20 protein-coding genes are annotated in these 22,324 nt (G+C 71.0%); 12 read left to right on the plus strand and 8 right to left on the minus strand.

All coding sequences use genetic code 11. The annotated features are described in order from the left end of the window. Positions 1-162: 162 nt before the first annotated feature. Positions 163-462, plus strand: a complete 300-nt coding sequence (locus ACQPYK_RS34650) for a hypothetical protein (protein ID WP_433240537.1) — start codon at positions 163-165, stop codon at positions 460-462. Positions 463-467: 5 nt separating this feature from the next. Next, positions 468-1,634, plus strand: a complete 1,167-nt coding sequence (locus ACQPYK_RS34655; RefSeq protein ID WP_433259008.1) for an NlpC/P60 family protein — start codon at positions 468-470, stop codon at positions 1,632-1,634. A gap of 91 nt (positions 1,635-1,725) precedes the next feature. Here ACQPYK_RS34655 and ACQPYK_RS34660 read toward each other — a convergent pair whose 3' ends face one another. Then, entirely contained in the window at positions 1,726-2,118 is a 393-nt protein-coding gene (locus ACQPYK_RS34660) for a hypothetical protein (protein WP_433240540.1), read from the minus strand. 132 nt (positions 2,119-2,250) lie between these two features. On the opposite strand from ACQPYK_RS34660, the gene ACQPYK_RS34665 reads away from it, so the two are divergent. Together ACQPYK_RS34665 and ACQPYK_RS34670 are read left to right on the plus strand one after the other, a co-directional pair. After that, positions 2,251-3,690, plus strand: coding sequence for an aldehyde dehydrogenase family protein (locus tag ACQPYK_RS34665; protein WP_433240543.1), 1,440 nt, complete (start codon positions 2,251-2,253; stop codon positions 3,688-3,690). A gap of 160 nt (positions 3,691-3,850) precedes the next feature. Next, positions 3,851-5,953, plus strand: a complete 2,103-nt coding sequence (locus ACQPYK_RS34670; protein WP_433240546.1) for an acyl-CoA dehydrogenase family protein — start codon at positions 3,851-3,853, stop codon at positions 5,951-5,953. Between the two features lie 103 nt (positions 5,954-6,056). Here ACQPYK_RS34670 and ligD read toward each other — a convergent pair whose 3' ends face one another. Beyond that, positions 6,057-7,064: a non-homologous end-joining DNA ligase gene (gene ligD / locus ACQPYK_RS34675; RefSeq protein WP_433240549.1), complete on the minus strand. Its 1,008-nt coding sequence runs from the start codon at positions 7,062-7,064 to the stop codon at positions 6,057-6,059. A 350-nt stretch (positions 7,065-7,414) separates the two neighbouring features. Here ligD and msrB point away from each other — a divergent pair, with 350 nt between their 5' ends. After that, a complete protein-coding gene (gene msrB, locus ACQPYK_RS34680) occupies positions 7,415-7,816 on the plus strand; it encodes a peptide-methionine (R)-S-oxide reductase MsrB (protein ID WP_433240552.1) in 402 nt (133 codons plus the stop codon). Positions 7,817-8,241: 425 nt separating this feature from the next. Here msrB and ACQPYK_RS34685 read toward each other — a convergent pair whose 3' ends face one another. From ACQPYK_RS34685 to hemG, 3 genes are all read right to left on the minus strand, one after another. After that, positions 8,242-8,844 carry a hypothetical protein gene (locus tag ACQPYK_RS34685; protein ID WP_433240555.1) on the minus strand — a complete coding sequence of 201 codons (603 nt, stop codon included), beginning with the start codon at positions 8,842-8,844 and terminating at the stop codon, positions 8,242-8,244. Between the two features lie 220 nt (positions 8,845-9,064). Next, on the minus strand, positions 9,065-9,772 hold the full coding sequence (gene hemQ / locus ACQPYK_RS34690) for a hydrogen peroxide-dependent heme synthase (RefSeq protein ID WP_433240558.1): 708 nt from the start codon (positions 9,770-9,772) through the stop codon (positions 9,065-9,067). A gap of 51 nt (positions 9,773-9,823) precedes the next feature. Continuing rightward, positions 9,824-11,263, minus strand: coding sequence for a protoporphyrinogen oxidase (gene hemG / locus ACQPYK_RS34695; protein ID WP_433240561.1), 1,440 nt, complete (start codon positions 11,261-11,263; stop codon positions 9,824-9,826). Between the two features lie 132 nt (positions 11,264-11,395). On the opposite strand from hemG, the gene ACQPYK_RS34700 reads away from it, so the two are divergent. Both ACQPYK_RS34700 and ACQPYK_RS34705 read left to right on the plus strand, forming a co-directional pair. Beyond that, complete coding sequence (locus ACQPYK_RS34700; protein WP_433240564.1) at positions 11,396-12,487, plus strand: DUF4349 domain-containing protein; 1,092 nt, start codon at positions 11,396-11,398, stop codon at positions 12,485-12,487. A gap of 34 nt (positions 12,488-12,521) precedes the next feature. Further along, on the plus strand, positions 12,522-13,331 hold the full coding sequence (locus tag ACQPYK_RS34705; protein WP_433240567.1) for a hypothetical protein: 810 nt from the start codon (positions 12,522-12,524) through the stop codon (positions 13,329-13,331). A gap of 138 nt (positions 13,332-13,469) precedes the next feature. Here the strand turns inward: ACQPYK_RS34705 and hemE are convergent, their stop codons facing one another. Beyond that, the gene (gene hemE / locus ACQPYK_RS34710) at positions 13,470-14,507 is read right to left on the minus strand and encodes a uroporphyrinogen decarboxylase (RefSeq protein WP_433240570.1); all 1,038 of its coding nucleotides are present in this window, start codon (positions 14,505-14,507) and stop codon (positions 13,470-13,472) included. 683 nt (positions 14,508-15,190) lie between these two features. On the opposite strand from hemE, the gene ACQPYK_RS34715 reads away from it, so the two are divergent. Continuing rightward, positions 15,191-15,787 carry a DUF3000 domain-containing protein gene (locus tag ACQPYK_RS34715; RefSeq protein WP_433240573.1) on the plus strand — a complete coding sequence of 199 codons (597 nt, stop codon included), beginning with the start codon at positions 15,191-15,193 and terminating at the stop codon, positions 15,785-15,787. After that, complete coding sequence (locus ACQPYK_RS34720; protein WP_433240576.1) at positions 15,784-17,010, plus strand: HRDC domain-containing protein; 1,227 nt, start codon at positions 15,784-15,786, stop codon at positions 17,008-17,010. The genes ACQPYK_RS34715 and ACQPYK_RS34720 overlap by 4 nt, the downstream gene beginning before the upstream one ends. A 388-nt stretch (positions 17,011-17,398) precedes the next feature. Here the strand turns inward: ACQPYK_RS34720 and ACQPYK_RS34725 are convergent, their stop codons facing one another. Further along, the gene (locus ACQPYK_RS34725) at positions 17,399-17,698 is read right to left on the minus strand and encodes a hypothetical protein (RefSeq protein ID WP_433240579.1); all 300 of its coding nucleotides are present in this window, start codon (positions 17,696-17,698) and stop codon (positions 17,399-17,401) included. 51 nt (positions 17,699-17,749) lie between these two features. On the opposite strand from ACQPYK_RS34725, the gene ACQPYK_RS34730 reads away from it, so the two are divergent. From ACQPYK_RS34730 to ACQPYK_RS34740, 3 genes are read left to right on the plus strand one after another with little or no spacing between them, the layout of a single operon-like run. Beyond that, positions 17,750-18,892 carry a Gfo/Idh/MocA family protein gene (locus tag ACQPYK_RS34730; protein ID WP_433240582.1) on the plus strand — a complete coding sequence of 381 codons (1,143 nt, stop codon included), beginning with the start codon at positions 17,750-17,752 and terminating at the stop codon, positions 18,890-18,892. Beyond that, positions 18,892-20,022: a dihydrodipicolinate synthase family protein gene (locus tag ACQPYK_RS34735; RefSeq protein ID WP_433240585.1), complete on the plus strand. Its 1,131-nt coding sequence runs from the start codon at positions 18,892-18,894 to the stop codon at positions 20,020-20,022. The genes ACQPYK_RS34730 and ACQPYK_RS34735 overlap by 1 nt, the downstream gene beginning before the upstream one ends. Next, on the plus strand, positions 20,019-20,873 hold the full coding sequence (locus ACQPYK_RS34740) for a sugar phosphate isomerase/epimerase family protein (RefSeq protein WP_433240588.1): 855 nt from the start codon (positions 20,019-20,021) through the stop codon (positions 20,871-20,873). Before ACQPYK_RS34735 ends, ACQPYK_RS34740 begins: the two co-directional genes overlap by 4 nt. Positions 20,874-21,072: 199 nt before the next feature. Here the strand turns inward: ACQPYK_RS34740 and ACQPYK_RS34745 are convergent, their stop codons facing one another. Then, a complete protein-coding gene (locus ACQPYK_RS34745) occupies positions 21,073-22,065 on the minus strand; it encodes a LacI family DNA-binding transcriptional regulator (protein ID WP_433240591.1) in 993 nt (330 codons plus the stop codon). Positions 22,066-22,324 lie beyond the last annotated feature (259 nt).

A 22,324-nucleotide genomic window follows, 5' to 3' on the forward strand; every position in this document is an offset into this window, starting at 1 on the left:
CCATATAGGCCGTTTTCTTTCACGATCGGCCACCCACCTTGGCCATCGCCCGCCCCTTAGCCGCATCGCGCCCGCCCGGATCACGGCTACTCCGCATTGATGATCAAAAGTGATAGATTTCTGGGGCGAATGGTGTCTATGGGGCATACGGGTGGGGCTGTCATGGCAGGGCTCGATATCTACTTCGACGCGCTGGAGGACTGCGCGACCGCGGTCAACTCTGTCGCGAACCAGTTCAAGAGCCTGGCCGACGAGGGTCCGGCGAGCGCCGGTTCCTGCTTCGGGGCGCTCGACGGCAAGTCCGGCAAGCTCGTCCAGGCCGTCAACACGCTTGAGAAAAAGATCAACTCTGAGACCCGGCATGTCCAGCAGAACTTGAACAAGGTCGAGGCGGCCCTGCACAAGGTCGTTGAGAACATCCGCAGGATCGACCACCCGGACTCCGGAGCGGAGCAGGCGTGACGGACATGTGGGACAGCTATCTCGGGCCCATTCAGCACGTCATCAACGAGCTGACCGGTGACCAGTCCGAGATCTCCAAGATCTCGGCGCGCTGGCGGACGCTGACCACCGATGTCACCACGCACACCGGTGCCCTCAAACGCGCGGTCAGCACCGTGAACGACGCCTGGAACGGCGACGCCGCCGATAGCTTCGCCACCTACATGGCCAGGTATCCCCGGGAAGGCACAGATCTCAACAGCGCGCTGACGAGCTGTGCCGGCAAGCTGGACACCGCGGGAACCGCGCTGGAAACCGCCAAGGGCGAGGCCCAGGCGATCTACAACAGAACCCGCGCCTGGCTGGACGAACAGCGCAAGGACTCCGACAGCGACACGATCTCGATGACGAGCATCAGATCCAAAGTGACCCAGGCCGTGGGGGAGCTGGAGAAGCCCGACGGGCCGAAACAGCGAGCGATCAAGGCCGTAGAGGACGCGACCGACGAGATCAGCAAACTTCTCGGCGAAGACGTCAAGTTCTTCTCCTCCATCCCCGCCCCCACCGGCCAGGATTTCTATCCGGAGAACAGCCCGTCGATGCGCTGGACGCCCGACCCGGACTTCCACCCTCTAGGTGGCACCCAACTGGCGGCCTACAGGGGCGGCAATGGCCCGGAGCAGCAGACCGGCGGCAGCGGGTACGGTTCCGGTCCGCAGACCGGCGGCAGCGGATACGGCTCGGGCGGATCAGGCGGCGGCTCCCCGTCCCCGGGCCTCGAAGTTCCGCCGAACGCCCGCAGCCTGGCCCCAAACCCCCGTGCCCAGGCAGTCGTCGACTATGCGCTCAATCAGCGCGGCGATCGCTACGTCTGGGGCGCGACCGGGCCGGACACCTTCGACTGCTCCGGGCTGACGCTGCGTGCGTACGAGGCGGCCGGCATCGGCATCCCCCGGGTCGCCAACGACCAATGGCTACATGGCCCGCGCATCCCCGATGGTAAGGAACAGGCCGGAGACCTCATTTTCTTCGACAACGACGGAGACGGAGTGGCCGACCACGTCGGTATCGTGCTCGATCCCGAGCAGAAAACGATGATCCATGCCCCCAATTCGCACTCGGTAGTCCGCATCGAGAGCTACAACGGCTACCCAAGCCACCGCCTGGGCTTCACCCGGCCGGGAACGAGCTGACCGGATCGGACCGGCGGGGGCATGCTCGAGGTGATCACACGACCCGATGGCAACGGCGAGGATGCCGGCGTCCTTCGTTTCCGTCCCGGCCTCAGAGGACCTCGGTGCGCGCGTCCGACACGCGGTGGTAGACCTCCAGGATCTCGTCGTTGAAGTAGGGCGAGCGCACACGAGGGGAGCGGCCGCTCCCCTCGAAGCCCGAGATGACGCCGGTCACGTATCCCGACCGGTTCGCGGAGTCATAGTCGACGATGACGGGACCGCCGTCGGCGCCGGGGGTCAGCGAGCAGTCCAGCACGCGATCCTTCCCCTTGGACGGCTCCAGAGATTCTCCTTGGACGGCTCCAGAGGCCGCCGCCCGTTCCCCGGAGGGCGACTCGGCGAGATGGACGACCCCCTGCCCACCCGCCCCGATGCGTCCCAGCAGGCGAGAGGCGCCCAGATAACCGGGGTCGTCTGCACGCAACGGATGTATCACCGGCATTCGGTCTCCCCATGACCTAATCGGATCAATGCGGCTGACCCTAGAACCTCTGATCATGGATTCCGCTTTCCCACCTAGTCAAGCAAGCGTACGCTTGGTCACGTTTCTGTACGGCTGACGCGGGAGTGAGCAGTGAACGAGTACCGCAACCTGATCGGCGGGCGGCTGGTGGCCGCGGCCGACGGCCGCACCCTGGACTCGGTCAACCCGGCCACCGGCGAGGTGTGGGCTCGCGTCCCGGCCGGCGGCAGGGCCGACGCCGAGGCCGCCGTCGCGGCGGCGCGCAAGGCGTTCCCGGCGTGGTCGGGCATGCCCGCGCTCGGCCGGGCGCACTTCCTGCGCGAGGTGGCCGGAGTCTTCGCCCGGCACGCCGAGGAGCTGGCCAGGATCGAGACCACCGACAACGGCCGAATCCTGCGGGACACGCTGAAGAAGGACCTGCCCGGCATGACCCACCTGTGGCAGATCGCCGCCGGCCAGGTGCTCGACGCGGTCAAGGGCGAGACCGTGATCCTCGGCCCCGGCAGCATGGGCCTCACCCGGCGCGAGCCGTACGGCGTGGCATTGTGCATCATCCCGTGGAACTCCCCCGTCTCGACGTTCTCCGCCAAGGCGGCCTACGCGCTGGCAGCGGGCAACACGGTGATCGTCAAGCCCGCCGAGCAGGCCTGCGCCTCCGTGCTGCGACTGGGCGAGCTGCTGGCCGAGGTGCTCCCGCCCGGCGTGCTCAACATCGTCAGCGGCCTCGGTGAGGACGTCGGGGATCCACTGGTCCGGCACCGGGGGGTCAACAAGATCAGCCTCACCGGCTCCACCCAGACCGGCCAGGCCATCACCCGGGCGTCGGCCGACCATCTGAAGCCGCTGACGTTCGAGCTCGGCGGCAAGTCCCCGAACATCGTCTTCCCCGACGCCGACCTGGACGCCGCCGCCCAGGGCGTGACGGTGAACTCGATCTACACCGGCAACGCCGGGCAGGTATGCGTGGCCGGGTCCCGCATCTTGATCCACCGCTCGGTCTGGGACGAGATGATCGAACGGATCACCACGATCGCGGCGCACGTCAAGCTGGCCGATCCCCTCGACATGGCCACCACGATGGGCCCGATCGTGTCCGAGGGCCAGTACGAACGGGTCACCTCCTACCTCGACATCGCCGAGAAGGAGGGGGCCGAGCTGGTGTTCGGCGGCCAGACCGGAGCCGATGTCGTCCCCTCCCTGCCCGGTGGTTACTGGGTGGCCCCGACGCTGTTCACCACCTCCGACAACACGCTGCGCGTCTGCCAGGAGGAGATCTTCGGCCCGGTGGCCGTGGCCCTGCCGTTCGACACCGACGACGAGGCCCTGGCCATCGCCAACGACTCCGCCTACGGGCTCGCGGCGGGCGTGTGGACCCGCGACCTCGGCCGCGCCCAGCGCTTCATCCGCGATCTGCAGAGCGGCACGGTCTGGGTGAACACCTTCCGCCAGATGCCACCCGGCCTGCCCTTCGGCGGCGTCAAGGACTCCGGGTACGGACACGACGCCGTGCTGGAGTACACCCGGGAGAAGGCCGCGATCATCCAGTCGTGAGCCGCCCCGCGGACGCGCGGGCCGGCGAGCGCGCGGACTGACAGGGGGTGGCGCGGGGAGTGACACGGGGTGGCACGCGGGACGGGACGGGGGCGAGACGGCGCGGGGCCCACGGTGACTCCCCCTTACGGTGAACCGAATATCGTTCTAGAGTCTGCGCATGGGCATCGGACTCACCGGAGAACATCAGGCGCTCGCGGCCTCGGTTCACGGCTTCGCCGGGCGGAACATCAGGGCGCGGGGCATGGACCACGAGCCCTTCCGCGCCGCCCTGGCCGCTCAGGGGCTCCTCGGGCTCCACCTGCCCGAGGAGTACGGCGGGCAGGGCGGCGGACTGCTGGAGCTGGCCGTCGCCCTGGAGGCCCTCGGTGAGCACTGCGCTCCGGGCTCCCACCTCCCCACGGGCCTGGCGTCCGCGATCGTCATCCGTGCCATGACGGCGTCCCCCGCGGTGCGCGGCCTGCTCGCCGCCCTGGCCGACGGCACCCTGACCGCCGCCGTCGCCCTGCCCGGCGGGGTGCGCGCGGCCGCGGCGGACCCGGCCGCGACCGCGCTCGGCTCCCCCGGTGCCGACCTGTTCGTCCTGCCGCTTCCCGACGGCCGTTGGGCCGCCCTCGACCGGGCCGACTGCGAGACCTGGGGCGTCGACGGCCTCGACCTGTCGCGGCCGCTGACGGCCGTGACCGCGCATGCCGTACCGGACGACCGGGTGCTGGCGGGAGTGACCTCCGGCCTCGTGGCGGACCTGGCGGCCGTCCTGCTCGGCGCCGACGCCTGCGGGGTGGCGGCCTGGGCGGTGGCCACCGCCGCCGGACACGCCAGGGTCCGCGAGCAGTTCGGCCGCCCGATCGGCCAGTTCCAGGGCGTCAAGCACAGGTGTGCCGCGATGCTCGTCGCCCTCGAACACGCCCGCGCCGCGGTGTGGGACGCCGCCCGGGCGCTCGACGGCACCGGTCCCGCCGACGAGGCGGCGCTCGCGACCGGCTCGGCCGGGGTGCTCGCCGCCGACGCCGCCGTACGGTGCACGGCGGACGCGATCCAGGTCCTGGGCGGCATCGGCTACACCTACGAGCACGACGCCCACCTCTACTACCGCCGCGCGCTGTCCCTGCGGGCGCTGAGCGGTGACCCGGGCGAGTGGGCCGAGCGCGTGACCCGGCTGGCCGCCGCCGGGGTCCGGCGGCCGATGGAGCCCGACCTGCCCGAGGAGGCCGAGGCGCTCCGGGAGAGGATCAGGGCCTCGGCGGCCTCGCTGGCCGAGGCGCAACCGCTGGAAAGGCTCGCCCGCTTCGCCGGCGAGGGCTGGATCATGCCGTACCTGCCCAGGCCCTGGGGTCGCGCGGCCTCTCCGCTGGAGCAGGTCGTCATCCACCAGGAGTTCCGGGACCTCAAGCGGCCCAACCTCGGCATCGCCGCCTGGGCCGTTCCCTCGATCGTCCGCTACGGCACCGCCGAGCAGCAGGAGCGTTTCCTGCCGAAAACCTTGACCGGCGAGATCATGTGGTGCCAGCTCTTCAGCGAGCCCGGCGCCGGCTCCGACCTCGCCTCCCTGTCCACCAAGGCCGTCCGGGTCGAGGGGGGCTGGTCACTGAGCGGCCAGAAGATCTGGAACTCCCTGGCCCAGTGGGCCCACTGGGCCATCTGCCTGGCCAGGACCGACCCCGCCGCCCCCAAGCACGAGGGGATCACCTATTTCCTGGTCGACATGTCCTCCCCCGGCGTGACCGTCCGCCCCCTGAAGGAGATCAACGGCGAGGAGATCTTCAACGAGGTCTTCCTCGACGACGTCTTCGTCCCCGACGACCTTGTCGTCGGGGAGGTCGACCGGGGCTGGCGGGTCGCCCGCGACACCCTCTCCCACGAGCGTGTCGCCCTCGGAGACTCCTGGGGGCCCGGCTCCCGGCACACCGACATGGTCAGGCTGATCGGTGAGCTCGGCGGCCCCGACGCCCTGCGTCCGGCCGCCCTGGAAGAGGCCGGACGCCTGTGGGCCTCAGGTCAGGCCCTGTCCGCCCTCGGCCTGCGCGTCATCCTCTCCCAGCTGTCCGGCGGTGACTCCGCGACCGCCTCCAGCGTCCGCAAGCTCCTCGGCATGCGCCACTCACAGGCGATCTCCGAATTCTGCTGGTCGCTCGCGCCCGCCTCGCCGTACTGGAACCGGATGATCCTCACCACCCGGGCCTTCACCATCGGCGGCGGCACCACCGAGGTCCAGCTCAACATCATCGCCGAACGCGCCCTGGGCCTGCCTCGCGACCCCTGATCGACCACGGCGGGGCCCCTGACGATGACCCGCCGGCGACCCCGCCGCCGACCCTGACGGTGACCGGACCCCGCGCCGGGCGAGGCGACCGGCGCCGGAGCGGTCAGCCGCCGGAATCGTCGCGCGCCTTGCTGGGCTGCACCCGCTTCGGCTCGCCGGGCATCTTCGGATAGTTCGGCGGGTAGGGCATGTCCCCGCGGTCGTCGCGCTCGAACCACTCCAGCAGGGTCTCGATCGAGAAGGCCCGTTCGTCGATGGCGGCGTGCACGTCGCCCAGCTTGGCGAACCGGGCCGGGACCGTCCGGATGTCGAAGTCGCGCGGGTCGGCGTCCACCAGCTCGTCCCAGGTGAGCGGGGTCGAGACCGGGGCGTGCGGCTTGGCCCGCACCGAGTAGGCGGCGGCCACGGTCCGGTCGCGGGCGTTCTGGTTGTAGTCGATGAAGATCCGCTCCCCCCGCTCCTCCTTCCACCACGCGGTGGTGGCCAGGTCGGGCACGCGGCGCTCCACCTCGCGGGCGAAGGCGATGCCGGCGTGACGCACCTGGATGAAGTCCCAGTGCGGCTCGATCCGCACGGCGATGTGGACGCCACGGCTACCGGAGGTCTTGGGAAAGCCGACCATGCCGAGCTCGCCGAGGATCTCGCCGGCCGCGAGAGCCACCTTGCGCGCCCCCTCGAAGCCCGTGCCGGGCTGAGGGTCGATGTCGATGCGCAGCTCGTCGGGGTGGTCGACGTCGGTGGAGCGGACCGGCCAGGGATGGAAGTCGATGGTCCCCAGGTTCGCGCAGTAGGCGATGGCGGCGACCTCGGTCACCCGGAGCGCCTCGGCGGTGCGATCGCTGGGGAAACGGACCGTGACCGTCTCCAGCCACTCGGGGTGCTTGGGGGGCATCCGCTTCTGGTAGATGCCCTCGGTCTCGACCCCGTCGGGATGGCGCTTGAGATAGGTGGGGCGGTCGTACAGGGCGCGCAGCGCCCCCTCACCCACACTCACGTAATACTCGACCAGCTCGCGCTTGGTCGCGCCGATCTCCGGGAAATAGACCTTGTCGGGGTTGGTGACCTTGACGACCCTGTCTCCGACCGCGAGTTCGATATACGGCGACGCCATGAATCGAACCGTACTCCATAGCGGGCGGGTCCGCCCCGGAGTCGCCACGGCGGCGGGACCGGGCTCTCGACGGAGCGGACCACAGGACCATCCATCTCGCTCCCCGGTTCCGGGCGCTGGCGCGCCACCCGGCCGGTGGCATTCGGCCGCCCAGTTGATCCTTGGACGCCGGACAGATGGTCTCACCCTCTAACGGGAAGGCGAAAACCCCCCACAGTGTTAAAGACGCCAAACCAGGCATAAATGGATGCTTCACACTTAAAGATTTTTTCGGACATATCGGTCATATGCCCACCTACCCCTGGATCTGCCAACCCTGGGACGCCACCGCGACCGCATAGGCTGACAGCATGGACAAGGTGGTCAAGAGCGACGCCGAATGGCGCGTCCAGCTCTCTCCCGAGGAGTTTCACGTTCTCCGCCAGGCGGGCACCGAGCGCCCCTTCACCGGAGAATACGTCGACACCAAGACCGAAGGCGTCTACAGCTGCCGGGCCTGCGGCGCCGAACTGTTCCGCTCCGACACCAAGTTCGACAGCCACTGCGGCTGGCCGAGCTTCTACGAGCCGTCGAAGTCGGAGGCGGTGACCCTGATCGAGGACCGCTCCCTGGGCATGGCCCGCGTCGAGGTCCGCTGCGCGACCTGCGACTCCCACCTGGGACACGTCTTCCACGGCGAGGGCTACGCCACGCCCACCGACGACCGCTACTGCATCAACTCCGTGTCACTCCGGATGGAGCCCACCGGCTGATCACCGGCCTCACACGGGGCCTCCGGCCGCCCTCCATCCGGGCCGGGAGCCCCGGACGCCCGGCGAGGTCGCCGACCGGCCACAGCGAGGTCGCGCCGATCGCGAGGTCACGCCCCGGTCGCGGCGAGACGGCGCCATCCCTCCCACGCGCCCTCGGTCGCGGCCGGACGGTTCCCCCTCCCACGACCGTCCGGCCGGGTCACCACACTCACGCACTCCTGGAAGGTAAGGGCGCGTACAGGCGGGGTAAAGCAAAGTAACGCAGAGTATGCGAACGTCTCCGCAACGTGATCTTCCTCAAGGAGCTGCCGTGCACATCCGGCATAAGTGGGAGGTCATCGAAAGCATCGGCCGAGTGGTCACCCAGCGCTGCAAGATCTGCGGCAAGACCCGGGTCCGGGTGATCTGAAAGGCCTAAACGCCTCTCATCCCGCCGGCCGGGGATGGGTGACACGGCAGTCGGAGTCGTCGGGCCCGAGGATGTTGGCGAGCACGGGATTGCCGTTCTCACCGAACTTGGCCTGGACGAAGACCACCGGGCTGGGCACGCCGAGCTCTCCGACGAGATAGTTCACGCCCGTCTCGCACAGGTTGAGTGCTCGCTTGGAGTTGCTCGCCGACTCAGGAAGATCCGTATATATCCGGAGATAGCCGCCGACGATGCGGATGTCTTTGACGCGCTTGGTCGCCTTGTGAGCCTCGAAGTAGGCGAACGCCTTGCTGTCACTGTGCTTGGACCGCCCGGCGGCCTTGGCATCGTCCGCCGCCCGCTTCTTGTCGTCGGGCGCGGCGAGCGTCATCGGGCCCGCCCCGGCGGCGGCGTCCGGCGGCGCCGCCGGGACCGCCGACATCGCCTCCTGCCGCTGCGACGGAGCCTGCGGGGCCCGTAGCAGGGACCCGCCCAGCGCCAGGGCCGCGACCACCAGCGCGGTCGCCCCCACCGAGACCGCGAGAACGCGTGAGCGGTCCTTCCCGCGAGACCCGTCCTCGCGCCGTGTGGACCGTGCCAGGTCTTCGCCCCTTTTCACCCATGGCCTCACATAGACAGGTGATCTTCTCTGAGCATGACGAACCACCGAACGACATCGACCGTCTCACGGAATCCGTCCGGGCGCCATCCCGGGAAAGCGACGGGCGGGGACACTGGAGCACCGGGGGCCACCGGGAATCACCGGGAGCCGTCGGAGGTCACCGCCCCCGGGACGCGCGGCAGGACCGCGACGGGCCCGCCGTACGGCCGGCGTCCGCCTAGGGCAGCGCGGCGATCAGCTCGCTGACCGGCTTGCGGATCCCGGTGTAGAAGGGGGTCTCCTCCCGGGTGTGCCGCCGGGCCTCGGCCGCGCGCAGGGTGCGCATCAGATCGACGATGCGATGCAGGTCGTCGGCCTCGAAGGCGAGCATCCACTCGTAGTCGTTCAGCGAGAAGCAGGCGACCGTGTTGGCCCGCACGTCCGGGTAGTCGCGGGCCATCCTGCCGTGCTCGGCGAGCATCCGGCGGCGGTCGGCGTCGTCCAGGAGGTACCACTCGAGGGAGCGGACGAACGGGTAGACGCTGACGTAACGGCGCGGCTCCTCCTCGGCCAGGAAGGCCGGGATGTGCGACTTGTTGAACTCGGCCGGACGGTGCAGCGCCATCGACGACCAGACCGGGTCGGTCAGCGACCCGAGGTCGGTACGGCGGAAGCGGGCGTAGGTCTCCTGCAGGTCTTCGGCGGTCGGCGCGTGCCACCAGAACATGAAGTCGGCGTCGGCACGGAACCCGGTCACGTCGTAGAGGCCGCGAGTGACCACGTCCTTCTCCGCCATCTGGGCCAGCAGGTCTTCGACCTCGTCGGCCATTCCCTCGCGGTTGCCCGGGCAGCGCTCGGTCAGCCTGAAGACCGACCACATCGTGTAGCGGATCACCTGGTTAAGGTCGCGCGCCTTGGGCCGCGGGTTCCCGTCCGTCGTCCTCACCCCTTCGTCGTCTCTGTCGTCTTTGTCAGCTCTGTCGGCTTCGCCGGTGGATCAGCTCGTCAGCGAATCGACTTTTCCCTGCCATTCTCCCGCGGGATCCAGGTGGTCCAGAATCCGGGCCGCGGCGGTGCGGGCGGTGGAGACGCAGGCCGGGATGCCGATGCCGTCGTAGGCGGCGCCGCACAGGGCCAGGCCGGGATGGCCCGCGACGGCCGCGCGGATGCGGGCGACCCGGTCGAGGTGGCCCACGTCGTACTGCGGCAGGGCGCCGCCCCAGCGGGTCACCCGGGAGTCGCGCGGCAGTCCGCGCACCCCCATGACCTCGACCATCTCGGCCATCGCCAGGGCGACCAGCTCGGCGTCGTCGCGCTGGAGCACCGCTTCCTCACCGAGGCGGCCGATCGAGCACCGCAGCAGGATCACGTTGGGGTCGGCCTCGGTCAGGTGCGGCCACTTGACCGAGCTGAACGTGACGGCCTTGACCGGGCGCCCGTCGACGGGCGGAACGAGGTAGCCGCTGCCGGTCGGCGGCTGGGGGAAGGCCTCGCGCGGGTAGGCGAGGGTGACGATGGCCATGCTGGCGTAGTCGATCCGGGCCAGCTCGGCGGCGGCCTGGGGCACCTCGACGGCGAGCAGGCGGCTCGCCGAGGGTGCCGGGGTGGCGACGATCACCGCGTCGGCCTCGATCACCTCGGGCTCGGGCACCGGCCCGGCCACCAGCTGCCAGCCGGTCTCGGTGCGGCGCATCTCACGGACCATGACCCCGGTCCTGATCTCGGCGCCGGAGGCGGCTGCCACGGCCTCGGGCAGGGCACCCATCCCCCGCCGCAGGGAGGTGAAGACGGGACCGGCGTCCTTGGGCGTCTCGGCCGCGATTCCCCGGGCGGCGGCCAGCAACGACCGCTCCGACCGGGCCGCGATGGCGATCTTCGGCATCGTCGCGTCCAGCGAGAGCCTGTCGGCCTGACCCGCGTAGACGCCGCCGAGCAGCGGCTCGATCAGGCGCTCGACCACCTCGCCGCCCATCCGGGCACGGATGTAGGCGGCCACCGACACGTCGGTGCCGACGAGCGTGGCAGGGAGGATCTGGTCCAGCGGCACGCGGGCGAGGCCCCCGGGGCTGAGGACGCCGGACCTGGCCAGCGCGGCGAGGTCGGACGGAACGCCCATGACATGCCCCTTGGGCAGGGCCCGGAGCGCGCCCCGGCTCAGGATCGCCGCCTGGGTGGTGCCGGGATGCCGTAACTCCTCGCCCAAGCCGACCGTCCGGGCCAGGTCCTTGCCCTCGGGCCGCCGCGCGAGCATGGCCTCGGCCCCGGCGTCCGCCGGGATTCCCGCGACCTCGGTGGCGTACAGCTTGCCGCCGATCCGCCGGGCGCCGTCGAGCACGGTCACCCGGACGCCTTCGCCGCCCTGCCGCAGGTACCACGCGGCGGACAGCCCCGCGATCCCGCCGCCGACGACCACCACATGGCATCGGTTGCCTTCCATGACTCCTGACCGTACCGTCCCCCACGCGCGCCCGCGCGTCCGCCACCCCCGTGACCTGCGGGCGTGCAGAACGTGATTCCATCGTGACTCCCCCCGTCAAACCCCGCCGGCGCGACGGCCGTCATCAAGGTCATGAACAGATTCCGGTACGGCTCCCGCCTGGCGGTTGCGCTGGCGGCGACGGCGCTGATGGTGTCGGCCTGCGGCGGCACGGGCGGCGGGACGGAGGTGCAGAACGCCTCCGCTCCGGCGGCCCCGAGGCAGAACCCGGCGGCCGGGGGCGAGAGCTCCTCCGACCAGGCCGGGAGCGGGCGCGCCGCCGACCCCGGCGAGCAGGGGCGGACGGCACAGGTGAAGGTGGTCCCGCAGGATCGGGCGATCATCTACACGGCGGAGATGACGGTCCGGGCCAAGGACGTCACCGCGGCGGCCGACCGGGCCCGGCAGATCGTCACCGCCGCCGGGGGTTACCTGGCCATGGAGAAGTCGGACGCCTACTCCGGCGGCGAGGGCTCCGCGCAACTGGTCTTCAAGATCCCTCCGGCTGGTTATCCCGGCCTGCTGAGCCGCCTGGGCAGGGAACTCGGCAGCCGCGAGTCGCTCCAGCAGAACACCGAGGACGTCACCGAGCAGGTGGCCGACGTGGACAGCAGACTGAAGTCGGCGCGATCGGCGCTCGACTCGCTGCGCACCCTGCTCAAGAAGGCCGACACGATCGGTGAGGTGCTGGAGGTCGAGCGGGAGATCTCCGGCCGCGAGTCCGACCTGGAGTCGCTCCAGGCCAGGCAGAAGACGCTCGCCTCGCAGACCAGCGTGGCGACGCTGACGCTGAATCTGGTGGGCCCGGCGACCGTGGTCGCAGAGCCCGAGGACGAGCCGTCCGGCTTCCTCGGCGGGCTGCGGACGGGCTGGAGGGGCTTCGTCACGACCGTCAAGGTCACGCTGACGGTCGTGGGCGCGCTGCTCCCCTGGTTGATCGTGATCGTGCCGCTCTGGCTGCTGGTGGCCTTCCTTCTGCGCCGCGCCGGAAGGACCCGCTCCAGGACGGCGCCGCCCCCGCTCCCGGCCCGTCCCGGCGGCCCCGAGGAGCCTGCCGTCGCCGACGGATCCGGGCGCGCCTCCGATGCGGACGGATCCGGGCACGCTTCCGGCGCGGACGGATCCGGGCACGCTTCCGGCGAACCTGAGCAAGAGGCGGGGGCGAATCCGTCCGGACGGCCATAGACCCCGTCCCGGGGCCTGCCTACGGTTGACCGCCATGAAGCGATCGCTCCGGGCCACGGGCGCCCGTCCGGCCGCCGTGACGGTGACCGAGCCCCTGACCGCCGCCCTGGCTCCCGTCCAGGCCTCCGCCGTCCCGGTCACTGCCTTGGTCACGGCCTTGGTCACGGCCTTGGTCACTGCCCTGGTCACCGTCCTGGCAGCCGGCCCGGCGACCGCCGTGACCCCGAGGGCGGCGCCCACCGCTCCGGTCTCCGGTCCGGCGACCGCCGCCACGGCGTCCCTCGCGGCGCCCATCGCGCCGCTGAGCCCCTCGGAGGTCGAGTCGGCCCTGCTGACCGCGGGTGACCTCGGCCGGGGCTTCCACGGCGGCCACGCTCCCGCGAGCCTGTCGGCGATCGGCGCCATCCCTCTGGAGAGGGCGACCTGCCGCGCCGCGCTGCGCCGCTTCGACGAGGCGTTCGCCGGCCGCCGACCGAGCGCGCTACTGGTGGGCATCGGCGGCAGGACCCTCACCCAGGGCATCGCCACGGGAGGCGGCGCCGGGCTCGCCCGGATGACCGCCGCGGCCGGGGCCGTGGCCGCGCGCTGCGACGGCTCGCGCGGGATCGTGCTGTCGGCCGGGACCGCGATCACCCGCAGGTCGCTGGGCCGGCTGGGTGAGGCGGCCCATGCCTTCCGGATGTCCGGCTACGGCGTGACCAACGACATCGCCGTGATCCGGGTGAAGTCGGCGGTGACCGTGATCCAGCACACCGACGTCTCCGGCACCGGCGACTGGGCCACCACGCTCCGCGCCGCCAGGAAGGCGACCGCCAAGCTCAGCGCCGTCTACCGGGCTCGCTGAACCGCCGGCGAGCGGCTGGTCAAGGGGCCGGGACTCGAAGGCCTCCGTGTGCGGTACGGAGCTCGGGCGCCTCCACCGCATCGGAGGTCTTCGCTATTGATCAAGCCATGCTGTCCACAACGTTCGTGGTCAATACAGCTAGCGGGCGGAGGTCTGGTGCACGAAGTCCGTCAGGCGGGCGAGCTGGTCGGGGTCGGCGCCGGGCGGCACGCCGTGGCCCAGGTTGAAGATGTGGCCCTCGGCCTTGGCCCCGCGGGCGAGGATCTCACCGGCGCGGCGCTCGACGACCTCCCATGGGGCGAACAGCGTCGCCGGGTCGAGGTTGCCCTGCAGCGCCTTGCCCGGCCCGACCCGCCGAGCCGCCTCGTCGAGCGGGACCCGCCAGTCGACGCCGACCACGTCGGCCCCGGCCTCACCGAGCAGACCGAGCAGCTCTCCGGTGCCGACGCCGAAGTGGATGCGCGGGACCTCCAGGCCGGCCAGGCCGGCGAAGATACGGCTGGTGTAGGGGAGGACGAACTCGCGGTAGTCGTCGGGGGCGACGGCGCCGACCCAGGAGTCGAAGAGCTGGACGGCCGAGGCTCCGGCGGCGACCTGGACGCGCAGGAAGCCGAGGGTGATCTCGGTCAGCCGTTCCATCATGGCGTGCCACAGGTGCGGCTCGCCGTACATCATCGCCTTGGTGTGGTCGTGGTTCTTGGAGGGGCCGCCCTCGATGAGATAGGAGGCCAGGGTGAACGGCGCGCCCGCGAAACCGATGAGCGGGGTCGGGCCCAGCTCGCCGGTCAGCGCCCGGACGGCCTCGGTGACGTAGGAGACGTCATCGGGCTCGAGCGGGCGCAGCTTCTCGATCGCGGCGGCGTCCCTGATCGGCTCGGCCACCACGGGGCCGACGCCGGGCTTGATGTCGAGATCGATCCCGATCGCCTTCAGCGGCACCACGATGTCGCTGAAGAAGATGGCGGCGTCCACGCCGTAGCGCCGGATCGGCTGCAGCGTGATCTCCACGATCAGGTCGGGGGTGGCGCACGCGGTGAGCATCGGCACGCCTCCGCGAACGGCCCGGTATTCGGGCAGCGAGCGGCCGGCCTGGCGCATGAACCACACGGGCGTGTGGGAGACGGGCAGGCGGCGGCAGGCGCGCAGGAACGGAGAGTCGGCTGGCTCGGGAGTCACCCTCCCAGGGTGCCACGTCGGGGGCGCGGTCCGCTCACCAAGGCCATTAGCCGGGTTTCTCGGTATGAAATCACCGGTTATTCAATGAGATCACCGGTAAGAACGCCCAGACAGTTTCAAGTCATGACGAGGATCAGGTTCTGCCGGTTTCGAGTGCTTCGTCCGCCAGAAACCGATGTCGGCACGCCTCCGGCGACGCCGGAGGCACGAAGCGATCATGTTTACGGGTACAGTTCCTCCCATTGATGAACCTGGCACGGCCCCCGGCTGGTCCAAATGTTCGTCAAGTCACCGCGCGGCATCGATTCCGGCACCACTTTCGGGACACGCCGAGCACGTTGCGCGGAATTGTCGGCGCGACGTGCCAACGTCGGACCACGACCCGACGAAAGGCCCGTGCGATGTCCACGATGTGGAGTTCACCCGAACGCCGCGGTGAGCACTGTGCTACCTGTGCCGCCGAGCGGGTTTTCGAGCAGCCGCCCTGTTCCGACGGCCACGAACCGGACCGATGCCCCGAGTGGGCCTGCGTCGAGTGCGGTCACACGCTGTTCCTCGGGGTCCCCGGCGATGAGGGCGCGTCCGTTCTGCGCCGATCGATGGCAGTGGCTTGATTGGCTCCAATGGCTCCTACACACACCCCAGTGGTCCCAATGCGCTCAGTTCCGACCTACGCTTCCGATATGACCCTCGGTGACGCACCGCCCGCACCCGCCGCTTTCCGGCGCGCGGCGGCTACCCTGCGCCCCACCGAGGTCAGACCGGAGATCGAGCTGGAGGACATCCCGGCGCCCCAGCGCCTGGCCCCCTACTCGGCTGCCATCGGCGCGTCGGTCTATCGCGACGACGACGAGCTGGCGGTCGGCCGCCTCATCATGCTCTTCGACCCGGACGGCCAACGCGGCTGGGACGGGCCGTTCCGCCTGGTCGCCTATGTCCGGGCGGACATGGAGCTGGAGATCACCGAGGATCCGCTGCTCGGCCCCGTCGCGTGGAGCTGGCTCACCGAGTCGCTCGACGCACACGGCGCCGGTTACACCGCCGCCGGCGGGACGGTCACCCGGGCGGTCTCCGAAGGCTTCGGCAACAAGGCCGAGGACCCGGTGACCACGGAGCTGGAGCTGCGCGCCTCCTGGTCTCCGCTGGAGGAAGACCTTTCCGGCCATGTCGCCGCCTGGTGCGATCTGATGTGCCTCGCGGCGGGTATACCACCCCTGCCACCCGACGTGGCGACCCTGCCGCCACGCCGTCGCGAAGATCCGGAGTCCTTCCGAACGTGACCGACGAGACAACCATCGTTCCGCTGCTGGAGCCGCGGGAGGGAATTCCGCCCGTCGTCGAGGATCCGGCCGACCTCGCGCATGTCGTGCGCGCCTTCGCCGAGGGCGCCGGCCCGGTCGCCGTGGACGCCGAGCGAGCCTCCGGCTACCGCTACAGCGGCCGCGCCTATCTGGTGCAGCTGCGCCGGGAGGGCGCGGGCAGCGCGCTGATCGATCCGACCCGCTGCCCCGACCTGTCGGAGCTCGACGCGGCGCTGACCGACACGGAGGTGGTGCTGCACGCGGCCTCCCAGGACCTTCCCTGCCTGGCCGAGCTGGGTTTTCACCCGCGGAAGCTGTTCGACACCGAGCTGGCCGGGCGGCTGCTCGGCTACGAACGGGTCGGGCTCGGCATGATGGTGGAGAACGTCCTCGGGCTCAAGCTGGAGAAGGGGCACTCGGCCGCCGACTGGTCCACCCGCCCCCTGCCGGAAGACTGGCTGCGCTACGCGGCGCTCGACGTCGAGGTCCTGATCGAGCTGCGGGACGCCCTCCACGAGGAGCTGGAGTCCAGCGGGAAGCTGCCGTGGGCGCGGGAGGAGTTCGCCGCTGTGCTGGCCCACAAGAGCCCCGCGCCGCGCTCGGATCCGTGGCGGCGCACCTCCGGAATCCACAAGGTCCGCTCACTGCGCGGGCTGGCCGTGGTCCGGGAGCTGTGGACGCTCCGCGACGAGTTCGCCCGCGAGTCGGATCTGGCGCCCGGTCGGGTCCTCCCCGACTCGGCGATCGTCACCGCCGCCCTGGAGCTACCCCGCACCACCAAGGCGCTCACCGAGATCCCGCCGTTCACCGGCCGCAGCGCCCGCCGCCACCTGCGCGACTGGCTGGCCGCGATCGGCAAGGCGCGCGCGCTGCCGGAGTCGGAGCTCCCGCAGCCCAGCACACCGGGTGATGGGCCGCCGCCCGCCAACCGGTGGATGGACCGTGACCCGATCGCCGCCCGGCGGCTGGCCGCCGCCAGAGCCGTGGTGGCCGCGCTCGCCGACGAGCACCACATGCCGACGGAGAACCTGGTCCAGCCCGACGCCGTGCGGCGCCTGACCTGGGAGCCGCCCTCGGTCATCGACGAGGAGTCCGTCGCGGCGCGGCTGCGTGAGCTGGGAGCCCGCCCCTGGCAGATCGGCCTGACCGCCCACCCGATGGCCAAAGCGCTGATCCGGCTGGAGACCAAGGGCGAGATCTGATTCGGCGACGCCGAAAGTCCTCCCGGTACGTCTCGGGTGCGATGTGTGATTCGGCGGTGCCGAAAGCCCTCCCCGATACGTCTCGGGTGCAATGCGACGCGGGTTCGTCCGGGTCGATTCGTCGGCGGGTCGTGGTTCGCGCGACCGCGTGCCGGGACGCCGCGCTGACACCTTCGGAATACGTCAAGCAGGGCCGCCCTCACGGCCTTTTCCACCATGGATTCGGTGATATTCGCCGATTTTCGCATTTTGTGTATGGCATGCAGGCTCATGCCTTTTTGGCGACCATGCATCCCGATCCGGCTGAATGATCGCCCCCTACGCGAAACGGCGCTGCCGACCGAGCGGACGACGATCCTCGGCCGGCCGTCCGGCGGCCGCTTCAGCCTCAGCCTCGGCGGCGGGGTCGGGTCGCGTCGGCGGCGGCGGCGGCGGCGGCGGCGGGGTCGACGCTGGGGTCGGCTCGTCGCCGGGTCGCGTCGGCGTCGGCCAGGACGACCACCTCACCGCCGAAACCGGCATCCGTGATCGCGGGCGCCGGTCGGACGACCGGCCGGAGACCATGCGGCGCGTCCGGTCCGGCACGCCCCGCAACGAGGACGTCGGCCCGTTCGGCCCCACCGACGCCGTGACGACGCCATGACCCGGCCCTGCCCGACCGTCCGGTAAACGCTTGCCCAGTTTCCATGGCCTGCCGTACGGTAACTGGGAAAGCGCTTTCCATAGGAGGCTCACGAAGATGTCCCCGCAAAGCATCGGCATCGTGATGAACGGTGTCACCGGTCGCATGGGCTACCGCCAGCACCTGGTCCGATCGGTTCTGGCCATCAACGAGCAGGGCGGCGTGACGCTGTCCGACGGCGGCCGGGTCACGCTCAGGCCGGTGCTGGTGGGCCGCAGCCCCGGCAAGCTCGCGAAGCTGGCCGCCGACCACGGCATCACCGACTGGACCACCGACCTCGACGCGGCCCTGGCCGACGACGACAACCTCATCTATTTCGACGCCCAGGTCACCCAGGCCAGGGTGAAGGCCGTGCTGAAGGCCATCGACGCCGGCAAGCACGTCTACGCCGAGAAGCCGACCGCCGAGACCGTCGAGGACGCGCTGGCGCTGGCCGAGGCCGCGACCGTCAGGGGCGTGAAGAACGGCGTCGTGCAGGACAAGCTCTTCCTGCCGGGCCTGCTCAAGCTCAAGCGCCTGATCGACGGCGGCTTCTTCGGCCGGATCCTGTCGGTGCGCGGCGAGTTCGGCTACTGGGTCTTCGAGGGTGACTGGCAGGATGCGCAGCGCCCCTCGTGGAACTACCGGGCCGAGGACGGCGGCGGCATCGTGCTGGACATGTTCCCGCACTGGGCCTACGTGCTGGAGAACCTGTTCGGCCGGGTCCGGTCGGTCTACGCCCAGGCCGTCACCCACATCCCGGAGCGGGTGGACGAGGAGGGCCGGACCTACCCGGCCACCGCCGACGACGCCGCCTACGGCGTCTTCGAGCTCGACAACGGCATCGTGGCCCAGATCAACTCCTCCTGGAGCGTCCGGGTGAACCGGGAGGAACTGGTGGAGTTCCAGGTGGACGGCACGCACGGCAGCGCGGTCGCCGGCCTGCGCAACTGCCGCGTCCAGCACCGCGCCACCACCCCCAAGCCGGTCTGGAACCCCGACCTCCCCGTCACCGCGCGCTTCCGCGACGACTGGCAGGAGGTGCCCGACAACGCCGAGTTCGACAACGGCTTCAAGGTCCAGTGGGAGATGTTCGTCCGGCACGTGATCGAGGACGCCCCGTTCCCCCACGACTTCGCCTCCGGCGCGCGGGGTGTCCGCCTGGCCGAGCTGGGCCTGCGCTCCTCGGCCGAGGGCCGCCGCCTGCCGGTGGAGCCGTGATGAGGATCACACTGCCCGGCGGGGAGCACGCCCTGCGTGAGCCGGTGACCTGGGCCAGGCCCGCCGGCCCCGCCCGCGGCCGCGTCGTCTACGCCGCCGCCCACGTCGTGGCCGACCCGCTCGGCGACAACACCCCCGGCTCCCCCGCCGCCGTCGACTGGGACGCCACGCTGCGATTCCGTCGCCATCTGTGGTCCTACGGCCTGCGGGTCGCCGACGCCATGGACACCGCGCAACGAAACATGGGCCTGGACTGGGCGGCCACCCGGGAGCTCATCGAGCGCAGCGCCGCCGAGGCGAAGGCCTTCGGCGACCCGGCCACGCTGGTGGCCTGCGGCGCGGGCACCGACCACGCACCCGGGGCCGGGACGCCGGACGAGGTCGTGGCCGCCTACACCGAGCAGATCGAGACCGTGCGGAACGCGGGCGCCGGCGTCATCATCATGGCCAGCCGCCAGCTCGCCCGGATCGCGCGCGGCCCCGAGGACTACCACGCGGTCTACGGCAGGCTGCTCTCCCAGGTCGACCGGCCGGTGATCCTGCACTGGCTGGGCGAGATGTTCGACCCTCACCTCGCCGGCTACTGGGGTTCGGGGGACGTGGCCGAGGCGACCGCGTCGTTCCTGGCCCTGATCGCCGAGCACGCGCCGATGGTGGACGGCGTCAAGGTCTCACTACTGGACGCCGACCACGAGATCGGGTTGCGCGCGGCGCTGCCCGAAGGCGTCAGGCTGTACACCGGCGACGACTTCAACTATCCCTCGCTGATCAAGTCGGGCAGTCACGCGTTGCTGGGCATCTTCGACGCGATCGCCCCGGCCGCCGCGGCGGCGCTGCAGTCGCTCGACGCGGGCGACCTCGAAGGGTACGACGAGATCATGAACCCGACGGTCGCCCTCTCGCGGAAGATCTTCGAGGCTCCGACCTACAACTACAAGACCGGCATCGTCTTCCTCGCCTGGCTCAACGGCCACCAGGACGCCTTCAGCATGGTCAACGGCGCCCAGGCGGCCCGGTCGCTGCCCCACCTGGCCGAGGTGTTCCGCCTGGCCGACCGGGCCGGGCTGCTGGCCGACCCGGACCTGGCGGTCTCCCGGATGAGGTCGCTGCTGGCGGTGCACGGACGATGAGCGGACGAGACGGGAGAGGGCGGGCCGTGAGCCGTTTCGCGCTGAACCAGTGGACGACCAGGCGCTGGTCGGTGGCCGAGGCCGTCGACGGATGCGTACGGCATGGCGTCGAGGCCATCGGCCTGTGGCGGCAGAACGTCGCCGAGCAGGGGCTGGAGGAGACCGTGAAGCTGGTCGCGGACGCCGGGCTGCGGGTGTCGTCGCTGTGCCGGGGCGGCTTCCTGACCTCGGGGGACGCGCTGGACGACAACCGCAGGGCGATCGACGAGGCCGCGGTGCTGGGCGCCGCGTGCCTGGTCATGGTGGTCGGGGGTCTGCCGGGCGTGGTTCCCGGCGAGCCCGTCGGCACGATCTCCCGCGACCTGGCAGGCGCCCGGGAGCGGGTCGCCGAGGCGCTGGCCGTCCTGGCTCCCTACGCCGGTGAGCGCGGGGTCAGGCTGGCCCTGGAGCCGCTGCACCCCATGTACTGCGCCGACCGGGCCGTGCTGTCCACCCTCGGCCAGGCCCTGGACCTGGCCGAGCCGTACCCGGTGGAGCAGGTCGGCGTCGTCGTCGACACCTTCCACATCTGGTGGGACCCGCAGGTCCTGGCGCAGATCGCCAGGGCCGCAGAGCGGATCGCCGGCTACCAGGTGTGCGACTTCCTGTCCCCGCTGCCGGCCGACGTGCTGCTCGGCCGGGGCGTGATGGGTGACGGCGTGATCGACTTCGCACCCCTGAACGAGGCGGTGGCCGAAGCGGGCTACACCGGGGACATCGAGGTGGAGATCTTCAACGCCGACGTGTGGGCCGCCGACCCCGACGAGGTGCTGTCGAGGATCAAGGCCAGGTTCGAGCTCATGTTCGCCTAGCCTCGGGGCGGAGCCGGAGCATCGGACCGGAGGGTGAGCCGGAGCATCGGACCGGAGGGTGAGCCGGAGCATCGGACCGGAGGGTGAGCCGGAGCATCGGACCGGAGGGTGAGCCGGAGCATCGGACCGGAGCGCCGGGGCGGAGCGTCGGACCGGAGCGCCCGGGCGGAGCGTCGGACCGGAGCGCCCGGGCGGCGTCTCAGGCCGGCCCTCGGGTGCTCTCCCGCAGGACCACCTCGCCCGCCACGGGCTCGATCCGTACCTCCTGGGTCGTGTCGAGCGCCAGCTCCAGCGCGCGGGCGCCCATGTCGGCCAGCGGCAGCCGTACCGTGGACAGGGCCGGAACCAGGTCCCGCAGGGTGGCGATGTCGTCGAATCCGGCCACCGAGACGTCGTCCGGCACCCGGACCCCCCGATCGCGGAAGGACGCCAGCGCGCCCACCGCCATCACGTCGTTGACCGCGAACACGCATGTGGTGCCGGAGACCTCGGCCGCCGCCGCGTAACCGCCGTCACGGTCGAAGGAGCCGTGCACGATCTGCGGCGCGGACAGGCCGAGCCCGGTGAGCGCCTCGGTGAACCCTGCCGTCCTGTCACGAGCCGTGATCAGACCGGCGGGACCCGCGAGCACGGCGAAGCGCCGATGCCCCAGTCCGGCGAGGGCCCGGGCCAGCGCGGCGGCGCCCTCGCGATTGCCCGGCACCACCGTGTCCGTTCCGAGCAGGCTCTGGCCGACGCACGCCACCCGGCCGCCGGTCTCCCGGTAGCGGTCGAGCTCCTCGCGGAGCCTGCGGGTCAGCCGGGGGTCGGCGATCCGGGAGCCGGCGAGCAGCACGGCTCGGACCCGTTGCGCGTTCAGGGTCGAGACGTAGGCGATCTCCCGTTCCGGATCCCGGTGCGTGGTGCCGACCATGACCACGAGCCCCTGGCCCTCGGCCACCCGCATGGCCCCGTCGGCGAGCGTGGCGAAGTAGGGGTCGGTGAGGTCGTGGACCACGAGCCCGATCACGTTGCTGGCTCCCCGGGCCAGTGTCTGCGCGGCCACGTTGGTCCGGTAGCCCAGCTGGGCGGCGGCCAGCTCCACTTTGGCGCGCAGCGATGCCCCCACCTGCCGGGCGCTTCCGTTGAGCACTCTCGACGCCGTGGCGAGCGAGACACCCGCCTGCCGGGCGACATCCTCAAGCGTGACCACCGACGACCTCCAGGAAAGCGATTTCCCAGTCTGCCAGAGATGCCCCCTGCGCGCCTCGGGCATTCCGGCCCCACGATCGGGTCCGGCGGGCCGCATCATAACCGCCTTCACCGGGCGGGCGCCGCCGTTCCCGCCCCTCCGCGGCAATCCTCCGCACCTCTCCCCGCCATCTCCCCGTCAACGACGGGAGCGGGCGTCCGGCCGGCGCGCGTTCACTCTCGACGGACCCGACACCCTGACCGCGCGAGAGGTTGTTACC

This window comes from Streptosporangium sp. CA-135522 (assembly GCF_050949235.1).
GTDB lineage: Bacteria > Actinomycetota > Actinomycetes > Streptosporangiales > Streptosporangiaceae > Streptosporangium.